Source organism: Salininema proteolyticum (assembly GCF_042685645.1).
GTDB lineage: Bacteria > Actinomycetota > Actinomycetes > Mycobacteriales > Micromonosporaceae > Salininema > Salininema proteolyticum.
Map to the genome: position 1 here is coordinate 961,648 of NZ_JBHUNX010000001.1, position 16,926 is coordinate 978,573.

At 69.9% G+C, this 16,926-nt stretch carries 12 protein-coding genes, 1 tRNA gene and 1 other RNA gene; 11 read left to right on the forward strand and 3 right to left on the reverse strand.

The annotated features are described in order from the left end of the window. The first annotated feature begins 105 nt into the window (after positions 1 to 105). A complete protein-coding gene (locus tag ACFTE1_RS04555) occupies positions 106 to 639 on the forward strand; it encodes an NUDIX hydrolase (RefSeq protein WP_380618566.1) in 534 nt (177 codons plus the stop codon). Here ACFTE1_RS04555 and ACFTE1_RS04560 read toward each other — a convergent pair. Continuing rightward, positions 633 to 2,951, reverse strand: a complete 2,319-nt coding sequence (locus tag ACFTE1_RS04560; RefSeq protein ID WP_380618564.1) for a M20/M25/M40 family metallo-hydrolase — start codon at positions 2,949 to 2,951, stop codon at positions 633 to 635. The two genes, ACFTE1_RS04555 and ACFTE1_RS04560, sit on opposite strands and share 7 nt — an antisense overlap. Before the next feature lie 314 nt (positions 2,952 to 3,265). Beyond that, positions 3,266 to 3,730: RNase P RNA component class A (gene rnpB, locus ACFTE1_RS04565), an RNA gene on the reverse strand. Positions 3,731 to 3,872: 142 nt separating this feature from the next. Here rnpB and ACFTE1_RS04570 point away from each other — a divergent pair. From ACFTE1_RS04570 to ACFTE1_RS04600, 7 genes are all read left to right on the forward strand, one after another. Next, positions 3,873 to 4,631 (forward strand): sulfite exporter TauE/SafE family protein, encoded by a 759-nt coding sequence (locus tag ACFTE1_RS04570; RefSeq protein ID WP_380618562.1) that lies wholly within the window; start codon positions 3,873 to 3,875, stop codon positions 4,629 to 4,631. Between the two features lie 72 nt (positions 4,632 to 4,703). Further along, a complete protein-coding gene (locus ACFTE1_RS04575) occupies positions 4,704 to 6,464 on the forward strand; it encodes an NAD+ synthase (RefSeq protein ID WP_380618560.1) in 1,761 nt (586 codons plus the stop codon). A gap of 132 nt (positions 6,465 to 6,596) precedes the next feature. Further along, positions 6,597 to 7,436 carry a 3-methyl-2-oxobutanoate hydroxymethyltransferase gene (gene panB / locus ACFTE1_RS04580; RefSeq protein ID WP_380618558.1) on the forward strand — a complete coding sequence of 280 codons (840 nt, stop codon included), beginning with the start codon at positions 6,597 to 6,599 and terminating at the stop codon, positions 7,434 to 7,436. Positions 7,437 to 7,497: 61 nt separating this feature from the next. Next, positions 7,498 to 8,190: an HAD family hydrolase gene (locus ACFTE1_RS04585; protein WP_380618556.1), complete on the forward strand. Its 693-nt coding sequence runs from the start codon at positions 7,498 to 7,500 to the stop codon at positions 8,188 to 8,190. Positions 8,191 to 8,293: 103 nt separating this feature from the next. After that, on the forward strand, positions 8,294 to 9,652 hold the full coding sequence (gene glnA / locus ACFTE1_RS04590; protein ID WP_380618554.1) for a type I glutamate--ammonia ligase: 1,359 nt from the start codon (positions 8,294 to 8,296) through the stop codon (positions 9,650 to 9,652). A 90-nt stretch (positions 9,653 to 9,742) separates the two neighbouring features. Continuing rightward, complete coding sequence (locus ACFTE1_RS04595) at positions 9,743 to 11,203, forward strand: AlkA N-terminal domain-containing protein (RefSeq protein WP_380618552.1); 1,461 nt, start codon at positions 9,743 to 9,745, stop codon at positions 11,201 to 11,203. Further along, positions 11,200 to 11,682, forward strand: coding sequence for a methylated-DNA--[protein]-cysteine S-methyltransferase (locus ACFTE1_RS04600; RefSeq protein WP_380618550.1), 483 nt, complete (start codon positions 11,200 to 11,202; stop codon positions 11,680 to 11,682). Before ACFTE1_RS04595 ends, ACFTE1_RS04600 begins: the two co-directional genes overlap by 4 nt. 387 nt (positions 11,683 to 12,069) lie before the next feature. Here the strand turns inward: ACFTE1_RS04600 and ACFTE1_RS04605 are convergent, their stop codons facing one another. Next, the gene (locus tag ACFTE1_RS04605) at positions 12,070 to 12,690 is read right to left on the reverse strand and encodes a hypothetical protein (protein WP_380762603.1); all 621 of its coding nucleotides are present in this window, start codon (positions 12,688 to 12,690) and stop codon (positions 12,070 to 12,072) included. Positions 12,691 to 12,751: 61 nt separating this feature from the next. Between ACFTE1_RS04605 and ACFTE1_RS04610 the strand changes: the two genes are divergently transcribed. From ACFTE1_RS04610 to ACFTE1_RS04620, 3 genes are all read left to right on the forward strand, one after another. Beyond that, positions 12,752 to 15,319 carry a bifunctional [glutamine synthetase] adenylyltransferase/[glutamine synthetase]-adenylyl-L-tyrosine phosphorylase gene (locus tag ACFTE1_RS04610; protein WP_380618546.1) on the forward strand — a complete coding sequence of 856 codons (2,568 nt, stop codon included), beginning with the start codon at positions 12,752 to 12,754 and terminating at the stop codon, positions 15,317 to 15,319. Between the two features lie 49 nt (positions 15,320 to 15,368). After that, positions 15,369 to 16,445, forward strand: a complete 1,077-nt coding sequence (locus ACFTE1_RS04615) for a glycoside hydrolase family 18 protein (protein WP_380618544.1) — start codon at positions 15,369 to 15,371, stop codon at positions 16,443 to 16,445. Between the two features lie 136 nt (positions 16,446 to 16,581). Next, positions 16,582 to 16,655 (forward strand) — tRNA-Pro (locus tag ACFTE1_RS04620). Positions 16,656 to 16,926 lie beyond the last annotated feature (271 nt).

The following is a 16,926-nucleotide window of genomic DNA, read 5'->3' on the forward strand; positions in this document are numbered from 1 at the left end:
GGCGTTCCCCCGCCAGGTCGGCGGGGAGAACGACATCGACTGGGAGCGGATCGCGGGGCTTCGGCCCGGCGGTCCGCTTTTTCGATGGCGCGCTAAGGTGTCGGGATGACTCAGCCTTCGGTTCAGCAGCGGCGGGCGCCCTTCTGGCGCCGTGCGGCGGGCTGGGCGTTCTACCGCCTGCCCCATCCCGTGCGGCGGAGGATCGTCCGCGTCGTCACCCCCACCTACACGCTCGGATCGGTGGTGCTGGTGACCGACGAGGACAGGACCCGGCTGCTGATGCTGAAACAGCCGCCGGGAACGAAGTGGAGCCTCCCGGCCGGGCTCCTCGACCGCTCCGAACAGCCCGTCGAGGGCGGACGGCGGGAACTGGAGGAGGAGACCGGGATCCAGGCCGAACTCTCCGAACTGGAGCCGGCCGTGCCCTGCGCTATCGTGCACACCGACGGGCGCTGGGTGGACAACGTCTACTGGCTCGTCCGCGATCCGGAGACGACGCAGATCCTCGTCGACAACGTCGAGGTCTGGGACGCCGGCTGGCACCCGATCGACGACCTTCCGATAATGACCCGGGCGACGGCGAAGCTCCTGGGGCACTATGGGCTGGGACCGAACGCCGCTCCCGGCGACGGTCACTGAGCCCCGAGGTCCACCGCCGTCCACACCGTCACGGTGTCGGTGACGCTGCCGGCGCGCAGCGTCCGGTCGTCCGGACGCGGTTCGTAGCCGGGAACGCCGTCGAGTCCGTGCGTCTCGTCGAACAGGGATATCCGGGAGGGCTCGGCGCCGCCCGTCTCCAACGTGACGGTGACGCCCTCGGCCGGGACGCCGAGCAGGTCGACGACCGCCGGGTCCTGCCCCTGAGGGCGGAGCGAGACCGGTTCGCGGCCCGGGTAGCGGGCCGTCACCGTCTCCACGTCGCCGTCGACCGCCATCCACACGCGGGGAGCACCGCGGGGCGAGGACACCTCCAGGGTCAGCTCCGAGCCGGACCGCTCGACGATGTCGTAGGCCGGAGCCGCGACGTCGACCGCGGGCGCGTCGCCGTGGCGTTGGACCGCGTAGGAGTCGTCGAAGCCGTAGGGGAGTTCCGGCGGAGAGGTGTCGGGAGCGTACCCCTCGACCCACGAGTCTGGACCCTCGTCGACGCTGATCCACGATCCCGTTCCCGTCTCGGAGTCGAGCAGATAGGCCAGGTGCGTGCGCTTGGGGTGCTCGGAGTCGGGCCGCTCGACGGCGAGCCCGGTCGCGGTGAGGAGCACGGCGAGCGCGGCCGCGGCGGCCGGAACCCCCAGGGTCCAGCGCTTGCGCATCCTCTCGGACGGCGGGCGCAGGCACATGGCGGCGAACGGCACCAGCATCCCCGCGCCCAGGGCGAAGACGGCCGGGGCGAAGTCCGTGCCTCCCAGACCGAAGGCGACGAAGGAGTCGGACGCGGCCGACCAGAGCAGGGCCGTCCCCGGGACGGCGCCCAGCGCCGCGACGGCGCCGGCGACCCAGGCGGGCCCGCGGGCCAGGGACCGCGCGATCAACAGGCCGGCCAGGCCGCATAGGGCCGGCACCGAGAGCAGGAAGCCCGCGCCGGGCACGGTCAGCGACAGCGCGAGGCCCCCGGCGGCGAGCCAGAAGTACACGCCCAGGGTGAGGGCGGCGGGCCCCAGCCATCGGCGCAGCGCGAAGAACCAGACTCCGGTGAGCGCCGCCGCGAGCGCGAAGGACGCCGCCTCGAAGGCGCCGGGCCGGTAGAGGATCCCGTTCACGTCGGCGAAGTCGGGGCGCACGGCGAACAGGAGGAGCCGGTAGCCCCAGCCGGCGGCGAAGACGGCCGCGAGGAGAACCGGGACCGACGCGATCGCGACGGTGGTGCGGGGCAGGCTGACCTGCCGGCGTCGGCGCGCGAGTGCCAGCGCCAGGAGCCAGAGGGCCGCGGCGGCCGCGGCGGGGATCCAGACCAGCTCGGCGCTGTAGGACACGATCGCGTTGAACATGTGGAAGTAGGAGGCGTCGTGGTCGGCCTCCAGGGTGGCGAGGTCGAGTCCGGACAGTCCCCGGGCGACGCCGAGGGTGTTCTCGCCGTGGTGCTGGACGCTGGCGGGATCCAGATTGCCGGTGTCGTCGCCGGGCGTGTGGTACCAGTGCGGGTCTTCGAGGAAGGCGGCGTTCAGTCCCCAATAGCCGGCCTCGTTGAAGCGGGTGAAGTCGGTGTTGTTCTCCATGCGCCGGTAGATCTCGACGGAGGAGGAGTCGCCCCGGGTGGCGGGGGCGTGGGAGGCGAAGGCGTCGACGAGGGCGGCGTTGTCCTCGGAGGTCTCGAACATGATCGAGGCTCCGCTCGCGCCGCGGGCCTCCAGGTTGAGTACGACGGTGGGGCGGGTCGGGGGATTGTCGCGGGCGTAGGACTCGGCACCGATCAGGCCGGCCTCTTCGCCGTCGGTGATCAGGACGGTGAGGTCGTTGCGGAGCGGACCGTCGGCGGTGAGCGCCCGGGCGGTCTCGACGACGGCGGCGACTCCGGCTGCCGCGTCGGCGGCGCCCGGTCCGGCGGGGACGGAGTCGTAGTGGGACACCAGCATGATCTCGCCGGTGGGGTCGGTTCCGGGCATGGTGGCCACGATGTTGTCGACCTGCGCGAAGCGGGCCTTGCCGCCGAACTCGGCGGTGCCCACGGTCGTCGGCGTCTCGACGGTGAAGCCGAGGTCCGCCAGGCGGTCGGTGAGGTGGTCGCGCGCCCGGTCGGCGGCCTCGCTGCCGACGGGACGGGGTTCGGAGGCGATGGCCTCGACGGTCTCCATGGCCCGCTCGGCGCTGAACTCCGTGTCGGGGGAGGAGACGGGAGCGGGGTCGGGGCTGGAGCGCGCGAGTTCGAAGTTGACGATCGCGGCGAGCGCGACGAGGAGAATGAGTGCGAGCCCCGTCAGTCGGTGGCGTCCGGTCAGAAACTCTCCGCGCATGCCCTCGATGTCCTCCGCCCCTTCGCGAATCGGAATACCGAGAATCCTAGCGGAAGAAGGCGGGAGGGGGAAGGGCGCCGGTCGTTTCTCAGGGCCCGGGGAAGGACGTCCGCGGGGGAGTACCGAGACTCCGGCTTCACCCTCCGCGTTTACGGGCATCTGCTGCCGAACAGCCGCGAACGCGCCCGCGGACTCCTCGACGACGCCTGGAACGCTGACGATCCAGAGACGATCCAAGACGATGACTGAGGTCCAATAAGGAAGGCCACTGCCTGTGAATTTCCAGGTAGTGGCCTTGATGCTTTCTGGTGTAAGAGGCGAGGCCGTCGATAAGCCGGATTCTGTCGTAAGGACGGTCATCTCTCTAGGCCCGCCATTGCTGACGCGCTCCAGCAGCCTACCCGCGAAGGTCGCCGTCTCCGGCTCGGAGCGGGCCGCTCCCTCTCTTCGCGCAGAACCTGACCAGGTCAGGCTCCTCTTGGCCTTGCTCCGGGTGGGGTTTGCCCTGCCGCTCCCGTCACCGGGAGCGCGGTGAGCTCTTACCTCGCCGTTTCACCCTTACCGAGGCTGTCTCCGGTGGACTTCCGGTGAACCAGTGGGGTTCTCTACCGTCTATCCTCCGACCTCGGCGGTCTGTTCTCTGTGGCACTTTCCCGCGGGTCACCCCGGGTCGCCGTTAGCGATCACCCTGCCCTGTGGAGTCCGGACTTTCCTCGATGCGCTCCCCGCCCCCTATTGAGTGAGGGCGTTTCCCGCACCGCGACCGTCTGGCGGCCTCGCCTCTTACCCACTAGCGTAACCCAAACGGCGCCCGCCGCGGGCTTCCGCGCGAACGAGAGTGACGCAGCGCCGGTGACCTCGGGTCTCAGCGGAGATCGGAGGCCGTTTGTGACCGTCCGCATACCGTAGAGTAGTGCCACTGTGAGTGTCCTTGAGGTTTTCGCCCTGCTGTTCGCCGGGCTCGCGGCCGGTGTTCTGAACTCGATCGCCGGAGGGGGATCCCTCATCACCTACCCGACCCTGATCGGAGTGGGAGTGCCGCCTCTGTGGGCGAACACCTCGAACGCCATCGCCGTGGCGCCCGCCTACTTCGCGGCCACGTACGGGTCGCGCAAGCAGTTGAAGGGGCACGCGCGCCGCGTCTGGCAGCTCGTGCCCACCGCGGCCGTCTCCTCGGCGGCGGGGACGTGGATCCTGCTCAACACCTCGCACGACGTCTTCGAGAACATCGTCCCGTTCCTGGTGCTCATGGCCAGCCTTCTGATGGCGGTCGGGCCCCGGATCCAGCGGTTCGTGCAGAAGCACACCGACGGGGGCCAGAGCCGGTCGCACCAGGTGCTCCTCCACGTCCTGGTCGGTGTCGGCTGCCTGTACGGCTCGTACTTCAACGCCGGCCTGGGCCTGGTCCTCCTGGCGGTCCTCGCCATGACCCTCTCGGAGAAGATGGCCCGCATCGGGGCCTACAAGAACGCCCTGACGGCCGTGGTAGGCGTGGTCACCACAGTCATCTACTCGATCTGGTCGCCCATCGAGTGGTGGGCGGTCAGCATCATCGTCCCCACGGCGCTGCTCGGCGGCTGGCTCGGCGGCCACTACCTGCAGAAGATGCCCGACAAGCCCGTCCGCGTCGGAGTCGTCGTCTACGGGATTGTGCTCAGCGTCGTCCTCTGGTGGTTCTGACCGAACCGCGCACACCCGTGGTTTTGGCCATCCCGAGTACCGCGCGGGACGATCGCGGTACAGAATAGGAGCATGCCGACTCTACGCATCGCGCTCGCCCAGGACAACCCGACCGTCGGAGACCTGAAAGGGAACGCCGCCCAGATCCGGTCCTCGGCCCGCCGCGCCTTCGACGCCGGCGCCGACCTCCTGGTCACCGGGGAACTCTCCCTCTGCGGCTACCCGGTCGAGGACCTCGCGCTCCGCCACACCTTCATCCAGCAGTGCAAAGAGGACCTCCTGCGCCTCGCCGCAGACCTGGAGGCCGAAGGGCTCGGCCCGCTGCCGGTCACCGTGGGCTATCTGGACGCCGACGGCCCCCTCGGCGAGGTCGACCACCCCACAGAGGGCTCCCGGGGGATCCGCAACGCCCTCGCCCTGGTCCACGAGGGCAAGGTCGTCTTCCGCTACTACAAGCACCACCTTCCCAACTACGGGGTCTTCGACGAGGACCGCTACTTCGTGGCGGGGCACAACCTCGACCTTGCGCGCATCGGGGGCGTCGACATCGCCTTCACCATCTGCGAGGACATGTGGCAGCAGGGCGTGCCCTTCGAGGCGGCGCGCCAGGCGGGCGCCGGCCTCGTGGTCAGCTCCAACGCCTCGCCCTACGAGCGGGGCAAGGCCGACGAGCGCTCCCGGCTCCTGCAGAGGCGGGCGGCGTCCACGGAGTGCCCCATCGCCTACCTGAACGTCGTCGGGGGACAGGACGAACTGGTCTTCGACGGCGACAGCAGGATCGTCGACACCGAGGGCGGTCTGGTCGCAAACGGCAGCCGCTTCGCCGAGGACCTGGTCGTCGCCGACCTGGACCTGAAGGAGGCCGGCGAGTTCGGCGACCTCGCCAACCTCTCGGCCGGGACGCCCATGAGCGTCACGAGGCACGACCTCTCCGACGCCCCGCGCGCCGACAAGGGCGCCCTGCCCCCCGTGGAGCTCCGGCCCACCCTGTCCCCGCACCAGGAGGTGTGGGAGGCGCTGCGCACCGGCCTGGCCGACTACGTGCGCAAGAACGGCTTCAAGAGCGTCCTGTTCGGCCTGTCGGGCGGCATCGACTCGGCCGTGACCGCCGTCCTCGCCGCCGACGCGCTGGGCGCCGAACAGGTGTGGAGCGTCGCGATGCCCAGCCAGTTCTCCTCGCAGCACTCGCTGGACGACGCCGCCGACCTGGCCGAGCGCACCGGTATCAACCACACCGTCGAGCCGGTCCAGCCGATCGTCGACGCGGTCCTGTCGCAGCTCGCCCTGTCCGGGCTGGCCCTCGAGAACCTCCAGGCCCGCACCCGCGGCGTCCTCCTGATGGCCATGTCCAACCAGCACGGGCACCTGGTCCTGGCGCCGGGCAACAAGAGCGAGTACGCCGTCGGCTACTCCACCCTCTACGGCGACTCGGTCGGCGGCTTCGCGCCCATCAAGGACGTCCCGAAGACGCTGATCTTCGAGCTGGCGAAGTGGCGCAACGAGCACGCCGAGAGGAACGGCGAGACGGCCCCGATCCCGGAGAACATCATCTCCAAACCGCCGTCGGCCGAGCTGCGGCCCGACCAGAAGGACTCCGACTCGCTGCCCGACTACGACGTCCTGGACCGGATCCTCGACCTCTACGTGGACGGCGACGTCGGACGCGCCGACCTGGTCGAGCGCGGCTACGACCCCGACCTGGTCGAGCGCGTGACCGGCCTGGTCGACGGGGCGGAGTACAAGCGGCGCCAGACCGCCCCGGGCACCAAGATCTCCGCCAAGTCCTTCGGCAGGGACCGCCGCCTGCCCATCACCAACAGGTTCCGGGGATAGCCCGGATGTGACCTGTCCGAACGGCCGCCGACCCGAAAAGGCCTCGCGGACGCCGGCGGCGAGTACTTTTGACCGGAAAGCATCTCTCATACCGCGGACCGGGAAACCGGCCGCGAGTCGATAGGAGACACCATGTCTGACAAGGACATCGCCGCCGTCTACGGACCGGAGTCCACCATCAAGCGCGTCCGCACCCGCCACCTCGTCGACGCCAAGGCGCGCGGCGAGAAGTGGGCCATGCTGACCGCCTACGACACCATGACCGCGCGGATCTTCGACAAGGAGGGCATCCCGGCCCTGCTCGTGGGAGACTCCGCCGCCAATGTCGTCTACGGCTACGACTCCTCGCTGCCGGTCGAGGTCGACGAGCTGCTGCCGCTGGTCAAAGCGGTCGTACGCTCCACCCGGCGGTCGCTGGTCGTGGCCGACCTGCCCTTCGGCTCCTACGAGGCCGGACCCGAACAGGCGCTCGCCACGGCCGTGCGCTTCATGAAGGCCGGCGCGCAGGCGGTCAAGCTGGAGGGTGGACGCCGCATGGCCGCGCAGATCCGCGCCCTGGTCGACGCCGGGATCCCCGTCATGGGGCACGTCGGATTCACCCCGCAGAGCGAGCACAGCCTGGGCGGCTACCGCGTGCAGGGCCGCTCCGACGCGGCCGAGGAGGTCGCCGCCGACGCCCGCGCGGTCCAAGAGGCCGGGGCGTTCGCGGTCGTCCTGGAGATGGTGACCGGCTCGGTCGCCGAGACCGTCACCAAGGAGCTGGCCATTCCCACCGTCGGCATCGGCGCGGGGAACTCCACCGACGCCCAGGTGCTGGTCTGGCAGGACATGGCCGGGATGGGCGACGGGCGCACGCCCAAGTTCGTCAAGCGCTTCGCCAACGTCGGGGAGGAGCTGGCCCGCGCGGCCCGCGACTACGCCGACGAGGTCCGCACCGGGGCGTTCCCCGCCGCGGAGCACACCTTCGACTGATCAGCGTGTCCTTCGCCGCCATCCTCTTCAGGGTGGCGGCGATGGCGGGTAATGTCGGCCTGTGACACCGGAAGCGACACTCATCCTGGACTTCGACGGTACGGTCTGCCTCGGGCACGACCCCGTCCGCGACTACGCCCGACGCGTGACCTCCCTGCTCGACCGCACGGCGGCCGACCAGTTCCGCAAGGTCTTCAACGCGTTCCTCGACGGCAGGCCCATGACCGCCTCGACCTTCGACGCCTACGACCCCTACCACGTGGTCACGATCCTGGCCAGGGAGAACGGCGTCGGCGACGCCGAGCGCCGGTCGATCTTCGCCGACGTGAGGGAGAAGCTCGGCCGCGGCGAGTACGCCGTGCGCACTCCCGCCAAGTTCGACCAGCTCATCTTCTCCCTGCCCAAGACCGTCGAGGTCGTCCTCGCCACGCAGGCCCCGGCCACCGGCATGGACGGCGCCCTCGACCACCTGGGTCTGGACGGCCTGTTCGACGAGGTCCACTACGACGCGGGCAAGCCGGAGGGCATCGGCGCCATGATCGACAAGCGCCTGGGCGACATGGAGCCCTCCCAGATCCTCTGCGTCGGCGACATCCCCGCCAACGACCTCGCCGCCGCCGTCGAGCGCGGCTGCCCGACGGCCTATATCGACCACTTCGGCCGGCCCTGGTCCAAGGCGTCGGTCTCTGCCCGCGACCTCGCCGACCTGTACCGCTTCATCGACAAGTGGGCGCTGGCCGCCACGACCGTCTGAACGGGCGCGCCCTGGCTGCGCCAGGGCGCCCTGCGCGGCAATACGGCTGTAACATGGGCGTGCCAGACTAGAGCCGCAAGCAACGCCCTCGTGAGGAGATGCCATGAGCCGGAGTGAGCGACAGCAGGAGTTCGTGCTGCGCACCTTGGAAGAACGCGACATCCGTTTCGTTCGGCTGTGGTTCACCGACGTGCTCGGCACGCTCAAGTCCGTCTCCGTGGCGCCCGCCGAGCTGGAGCAGGCCTTCGAGGGCGGCATCGGGTTCGACGGCTCGGCCATCGAGGGCTTCGCGCGCGTCCACGAGGCGGACATGGTCGCCATGCCCGACCCGAACACCTTCCAGATCTTCCCCTTCGAGGGCCGCGGCATTGGCGAGTCGGCGCGGATGTTCTGCGACATCCTCACCCCCGACGGGACGCCCTCGTGGGCCGACCCCCGCCACGTCCTCAAGAGGACGCTCTCCCACGCCGCCGAGGCGGGGTTCACCTTCTACGTCCACCCGGAGATAGAGTTCTTCCTGCTCCAGGAGGCCCTGACGGCCGACGTGGACCCCGTGCCGGTCGACGACGGCGGCTACTTCGACCACACCACCCACTCCCTGGCGAGGGACTTCCGCCGGCAGGCCATCCTGGCGCTGGAGCGCTCGGGCATCTCCGTGGAGTTCAGCCACCACGAGGTCGCCCCCGGCCAGCAGGAGATCGACCTGCGCTACGCCGACGCGCTGACCACGTCGGACAACCTCATGACCTTCCGCCACATCATCAAGGAGGTCGCGACCTCCAACGGTGTGGCGGCCACCTTCATGCCCAAGCCCTTCACCGACCAGCCCGGTTCGGGCATGCACTCGCACATGTCGCTGTTCGAGGGCGAGGACAACGCCTTCCACGACCCCTCCGACGAGGCCAGGCTGTCCAAGACGGCCAAGTCCTTCATCGCCGGACTGCTCAAGCACGCCCCGGAGTACACCGCGATCACCAACCAGTGGGCCAACTCGTATAAGCGGCTCTACTCGCGCCACGTGCCCGGGAAGATCTCCGAGGCCCCGGCCTACGTGTCGTGGGGGAGGGCCAACCGGTCCGCACTGGTGCGGGTGCCCGTCTACGGCAAGCCCAACTCGGCCCGCGTCGAGATTCGCTCCCTGGACTCGGCGGCCAACCCGTACCTCGCCTACGCGGTCCTCCTGGGCGCTGGGCTCAGGGGCATCGAGCAGGGCTACGAACTGCCGCCGTCCAGCGAGGACGACCTGTGGAGCCTCACCGACGCCGAGCGCAACGCGGCCGGCTACCGGCCCCTGCCGGCCAACCTGGCCGAGGCGCTCGACGAGATGGAGAGGTCCGACCTCATCCCCGAGGTCCTCGGCGAGCACGTCTTCGACTACTTCCTGAAGAACAAGCGCGCCGAGTGGGAGGACTACCGGACCCAGGTCTCGGCCTACGAACTGGGCCGCTACGGGAACCTCTAGACGCGCCGGGGCGAGGGCCCGCCGAGGCCCTCCCACCGCAATGTCGTTTTTCCGCTAGCCTTCGCCCGCGCCGCGGGGCATGCTTGAGCCATGCAGCTCGACACCGACTACTGCCTCAGGGCCGTCGAATCCCGCGACTCGCGCTTCGACGGCTGGTTCTACACGGCGGTGTCCTCCACCGGGATCTACTGCCGGCCCTCGTGCCCGGCGCAGACGCCCAAACCGGAGAACATGTCCTTCTACCCGACCGCCGCGGGAGCCCAACAGGCCGGCTACCGCGCCTGCAAGCGCTGCCGACCGGACGCCACACCCGGCTCACCCGAGTGGAACTACCGCTCCGACGTCGCCGCCCGCGGCATGCGCCTCATCCGCGAAGGCGTCGTCGACCGCGACGGCGTCCCCGGTCTCGCCCGCCGCCTCGGATACTCCGTGCGCCAACTCGAACGCCACTTCCAGGAGGAGTTCGGCGCCGGCCCCAAGGCCATGGCCCGCGCCCAGCGCGCCCAGACCGCCCGCGTCCTCATCGAGACCACCCCCATGGCCTTCACCGAGATCGCCTTCGCCGCCGGATTCACCAGCCTCCGGTCGTTCAACGACACCATCGGCGCCGTCTTCAACCTCACCCCCACCCTCCTGCGGGAACGCTCCGGGAAGAGCCCCACGGCCGACGCCATGACCGTGCGGCTCCCCTTCCGCGAACCGCTCCACCCCGACAACCTCTTCGGGCACCTCGCCGCCACCGGCACGCCCGGCGTGGAGGACTGGTCCGAGGGCTACTACCGGCGCACCGCCCGCCTGCCCCACGGGCCGGGCCGCATCGCCGTCCGCCCCCGCCACGGCCACATCGAGTGCCGCCTCGAACTGGCCGACATGCGCGACGCCTCGGTCGCCATCAACCGGGTGCGCTGGATGCTCGACCTGGACGCCGACCCCTCGGCCGTCGACGGCGTCCTCTCCGCCGACGAGGCCCTCGCACCGCTGGTCCGCAAGGCCCCGGGACGCCGCGTCCCCCGGAACTTCGACGCCGTCGAGATGGCCCTCAAAGCCGTCATCGGACAGCAGATCTCCACCAAGGCCGCCCGCACCCAGGGCCGCCGCTTGGCCGAAGCGCTGGGGGAGAGGCTGTCCGGAGACGGCGGACCCGGCCTCCTCTACCCGACCGCCGAGGCCGTCGCCGCCTCCGACCTCGACTTCCTGCCCGTCACCCGCCGCACCAAGGCCACCCTCCGGACCCTGGCCGACGCCGTCGCCACCGGAACGGTGGACCTCGGCCCGGGAACCGACTGGCACGAGACCCGCGCCCGCCTGCTCGACGTCCCCGGCGTCGGCCCGTGGACCGCCGACGTCATCGCCATGCGGGCCCTCGGCGACCCCGACGTCCTCCTCCCCGGCGACCTCGGCGTCAAAGGCGCCGCCCAACGCCTCGGCCTCGGACAGACCAAGACCGACCTCGAAAAACGGTCGCGGACCTGGGCGCCCTGGCGCTCCTACGCCGTCCAGCACCTCTGGGCGACCGCCGACCATCCCGTCAACGACCTACCCGAAGGATGACGACCATGCAGCACACCGCCACCATGCAGAGCCCCGTCGGATGGCTCAACCTCACCGCCGACGACGAGGCCCTCACCGTCCTGCACATGGACGACGAACCCACCGTCGCCGACGACCCCAACGACGTCCTCGACAGGGCCGTCGCAGAGCTCACCGCCTACTTCGCCGGCGAACTCACCGAGTTCACCGTGCCCTGCCGCGGCGAGGGAACCGAGTTCCAGCGCAAGGTCTGGCAACGCCTGCGCGACATACCCTACGGCCGCACCTGGACCTACGGACGACTGGCCGACTCGATCGGACAGCCCACGGCCTCCCGCGCCGTCGGACTGGCCAACGGACGCAACCCCATCGCCATCATCGTCCCCTGCCACCGCGTCATCGGCGCCAACGGCGCCCTCACCGGCTACGCCGGCGGCATCGAACGCAAGAAGACCCTCCTCGACCTGGAGAAGCACGCCTCCACACCCGCGCTCTTCTGAACGCGACACGCCCATGAATTCGTCGGCTTCCTCGGCACGCTCGGATACCATCAGGACAGCCTTTCACATCAAGGGCTCTACCGCAGGGCATGCGGAACGTCAAGCCTGTGGAGGCCGTGCAAGACCGAGGAGACTCGGCAGTGGCCGCAATACCCGAGCGGGAAGGAAGCAGGAACCCGTCCGTAAGGATCGGAGTTCAGCCGATTCGAGCCGGGGAATGCCCATCGCCGATGGGCAGGATGCCAACATGTACTACGTGTCAGACTGACACCATATGGATAGAGCCCCTGGTCGAACACCAGGGGCTATCCCATTTCTCCGGCAACTCCAAGCGGCGCCGGAAGGCCCTTCAATCCTTCGGACGATCCAGCTAAGATGTTTACCGTGTCAGCTACCGCTCTTATCATCGAGAACAACCCCCACCAGGGCATCGGCCGCGCCGGAGAATGGCTCAGCGCCGCCGGACTCGAACTCGACGTCCTCCGCCCCCACGCCGGGGACCTCATCCCCAACTCCGGGGGCGGGCACGACGCCATCGTCGCCCTCGGCGGCGGACGAGGCGCCGACTGGACCGACGAACTCGCCGGACTCCTCGAGACCGCCGTCGCCGACGGCACCCCGCTGTTCTCCATCTGCTCCTCCGCCCGCCTGCTCGGCCAGGTCGCCGGCGGCGTCCTCGAACCCACCGAGGCCGCCGAACCCCGCATGCTCGGCAAACGCGACGCCGCCGGACGCGACCCCCCTCTTCGGCCCCGCCCCCCTCACCCTCGACGTCATCGCCTGGCGCCGCGAGGAACTCACCGTCCTCCCGCCCGACGCCACCGTCCTCGCCGCCTCGCCCACCGGCTCCAAGGACGCCTTCCGCATCGGCGACCACGCCTGGGCCGTCCAGTCCCACTTCGAGTTCACCCCCGACCAACTCGCCGAACTCGGCGGCTTCACCGACGAGGCCCTCGCCAAGGCCGCCGGCGCCGACGAACACATCGTCGCCACCTGGCAGCCGATCATGGAGCGCTTCGCCCGCCTCGTCACCGGACGGCGCAAACCGCTGGCGCACTTCGACGGATAAATGGACGACCTCTCCGCGCTCGCGGCCGTCTCCGACTCGCTCAGCGACTTCTTCACCCACCACCCCGAGCACGTCCCCGCCCTCGAAGGCGACACGCTCGGACTGCTCGACGGAGCCACCCCCGGCGACCTCCCCACCGCATGGCGGATCAACCTCGCCCGCATCGCCATCGACGACTACCGCGGCCGGGCCGACCTGCCCGCCACCATGCGCTCCCTCTCCACCCTCGCCGACACCATCCTGCGGCGCACCTACGAGATCGCCGAGGCCGAGTACCCCGGCGACGCCGGCCTCGCCATCGTCGCCATGGGCAAGACCGGCGCCCGCGAACTCAACTACATCTCCGACGTCGACATCGTCTTCATCGGCTCCGGAGACCTCGACATCGCCACCCGCCGCGCCGAATACGTCTGCCGCACCATGTCCGAGTACACCTGGCAGGCCGACCCCAACCTCCGCCCCGAAGGCCGCAACGGCCCCCTCGTGCGCTCCCTCGACTCCTACCTCGCCTACCTCCGCGACTGGGCCCGCACCTGGGAGTTCCAGGCGCTCATCAAGGCCCGCCCCGTCGCCGGCGACCTCGACCTCGCCCGCCGCTGGCAGGCCCAGGTCGCCCCCATGGCCTGGGAAGCCATCGACAGGCCCAGCCTCGTCGACGACATCCGCGACATGCGCTCCCGCGTCGAGAAGTCAATCCCCCACGCCAAACGCAAATGGGAGATCAAACTCGGCCCCGGCGGACTGCGCGACATCGAGTTCGCCGTCCAACTCCTCCAACTCGTCCACGGCCGCGCCGACGAAGACCTCCGCGTCAAGAGCACCTTCGACGCCCTCGACGCCCTCGTCTCCGGCGGCTACCTCGCCCGCCAGGACGGCGCGGACCTCCGCGAGGCCTACGCCTTCCTCCGCACCGTCGAACACCGCCTCCAACTGCGGCGGCTCCACCGCACCCACCAACTGCCCCGACCCGGCCCCGCGCTCACCCACCTGCGCCAGTCCCTCGGCCACATCGCCGACGAGGACTTCCTCGCCGTCTGGCGCACCCACGCCGCCACCGCCCGCCGCCTGCACGAGAAACTCCTCTACAAACCCCTCCTCGACGCCGTCGCCTCCATCCCCACCGAGACCCTCCGACTCTCCGAGTCCGCCGCCACCACCCGCCTCTCCGCACTCGGCTTCAGCGACCCCGCCACCGCCCTCACCCACATCCGCCGCCTCACCGCCGGCGTCTCCCGCACCGCCACCCTCCAGAAGAACCTCCTGCCCGTCGTCCTCGACGAACTGGCCGACTCCCCCGAACCCGACCGCGGACTCCTCGCCTACCGCCAAGTCTCCGAATCCCTCGGATCGACCCCCTGGTACCTCCGCTTCCTCCGCGACGCCGCCCCCGCCGGCGGCGGCCCCAACTCCGTCCCGCCTGCGGTCACCCGCCTGGCTCGCCTCCTCGGCACCTCCCGCTACTTCACCAACCTCCTCCAACGCAGCCCCCAGGCCCTCCGCTACCTCGCCGACGACGCCGACCTCGAACCCCGCACCCTCAAAGAACTCGCCACCGGAATGCGCAAGGCCGCCGCGCGCCACACCGACCCCGGCGTCGCCATGGGGGCCGTCCGCGCCATCCGACGCCAGGAACTCCTGCGGATCTCCGCCGCCGACCTCCTCGGACTGGTCGACCTCCGCGCCGTCGCCCGCGCCCTCTCCGACCTCACCGACGCCGTCCTCACCACCGCGCTCGCCGTCGCCACCCGCGCGGAGAACACGCCCCTCGCCATCATCGCCATGGGCCGCTACGGAGGACAGGAGACCGCCTACGGCTCCGACGCCGACATCGTCGTCGTCCACGACGGCGACCCCGCCGTCGCGGCCCGCGCCGTCTCCCTCATGCGGGACCTGCTCAACGCCCCCGCCAACGAACCGCCCGTCACCCTCGACTTCGGGCTCCGGCCCGAGGGCAAGGGCGGTCCCCTCGTGCCCTCCTTCACCGCCTACCGGCGCTACTACTCCACCCGCTCGCTCCTCTGGGAACGCCAGGCCCTGCTGCGTGCCCGCGTCGTCCACGCCGACTTCGACATCGAGCCCTACCTCGACTCCGTCCGCTACGCCGCGCCCATCACCCATACCGACCTCGTCGACTTCCGCCGCCTCAAGGCCCGCGTCGACACCGAGCGCCTGCCCCGCAACGCCGACCGCACCACCCACACCAAGCTCGGGCGCGGCGGTCTCGTGGACATCGAGTGGGCCGTCCAGCTGCTCCAGCTCGAACACCCCTCGCTCCAGTCGACCTCCACCATCACCACCCTCGACTCGGCCCTCTCCGCCGGGTACCTCGCCCCCGAGACTCACGGGCATCTGCGCGACGCGTGGCTGCTGGTCTCCCGGGTGCGCAACGCCATGACCCTCACCCAGGGGGTTCCGCGCGACCAGATCCCCACCGGGCCGGCGCTCGGAGCCCTCGCGGCCTTCCTCGGCTACGAGTCCGACACCGAGGCGTTCCTCAATGACTACAGATTCCTGACCCGCCACGCGCACAATGCATCCGAGGAAGTCATCACCCAGGATCCGCAATAGCAAACAATCCGAGCTATTATCATCTCAACCGAGATCCTTGGAGTGATTCATGCTTCCCGTGTACGCCTACTTCACCGAATGGGGCGGGAACGCCCGCCACATGCACGATTCCGGTGCGGCCGCCGCAGTTACACACCTCATCTACTCGTTCGGTGACATCGTCGACGGCAAGGCCGTCATCACCGATCCCCACGCCTCCCACGAGCGGCGCCATCCCGCCGCCGAGTCCGTCGACGGGCAGGACGCCCCCGGCGGGCACTTCGAACAGTTGCGGCGCCTCAAGAAGCTGCACCCGCACCTCAAAGTGGTCTACTCCTTCGGCGGCTGGGTCCTCTCGCCCGGCTTCACCCAGGCCGCGAAGAACCCCGAGCTCTTCGCCGACTCGGCCTACGACCTTCTCCACGATCCCCGCTGGGCCGACGTCTTCGACGGTATCGACATCGATTGGGAGTACCCCAACGCGACCGGGATCGAGACCGACACCTCGGGGCCCGAGGCCTATCCCCGTCTCATCAAGGCCCTCCGCGAGCGCTTCGGTTCGGAGCTCGTCACCTCCGCCATCGGTGCGGGAGCCCAGGACGGCGGCGTGCTCGACTCCGGCGGTTACGGGGAGGCGGCGCCCTACATCGACGCGTACCTGCTCATGACCTACGACTTCGCCAACGGCAACGACCGGGTAACCCTGCCGCACTCGCCTCTGCGTGACTACGACGGCAATCCCAAGGCGCCGGCCAGTGCTGACACCTCCGTCCGGAAGCTGCTCTCCCTCGGGGTTCCGGCCTCCAAGATCTACCTCGGCCTGGGCCTCTACGGGCGCGGCTGGTCCGGTGTCGAAGAAGGCGCTCCCGGGGCCGAGGCCACCGGGGTGGCGACCGGCGACTCCGACCCCGGTGCCGCGAGTTACCGCTGGCTGCGTGAGCACGCCGCCCCGACCGGCACCGTCGGCGGTGCCGCGTACCACTACTCGAACGGCGACTGGTGGTCCTTTGACACTCCCGAGACCGTTGGGGCCAAGATGGCCTATGTGCGGGAGAACGGCCTCGGAGGGGCCTTCTACTGGGAGTCGTCGCTGGACACCGAGGACGCCGAGCTGACCAAGGCCATCCGCGCCGGACTCGACCAGTAGCGGCCGTCAAGGACGGTCGACGGGAGTGGGCTCCTTCAACTCTCAGGGCCCACTCCTCGGCGGTCATGGCCCATGCGCTATGCTATGTGTCGGCCGATGTGCTCTCTGAACAGCTCAATCACACACCATCGGTCTCCGGGACGTGGCGCAGCTTGGTAGCGCACCCGCTTTGGGAGCGGGGGGTCGCAGGTTCAAATCCTGTCGTCCCGACTCTAAAATCGCAGGTCAGGGCCTTGTCTCTGGCCTTGCTTCGTATTCGGGGACTTCGCTCGTCCGTCATTTGTCCGTGGGACTTCCCATCCCGTTTTGACATTACCCGACACGATCCGGACCGTTCTGACGGCCTTCCCCGCTTCCTTCTTGACTCCGCACTACCCATCAGCGGCGCTCATGCGACCGAGGTGGTTTGACGCGGGCACGAAGCGTGCGAAGCTGGTTCGGCGTGGGCGGTGGGCTACTCCGCCCCAATCCGCTATGGGCA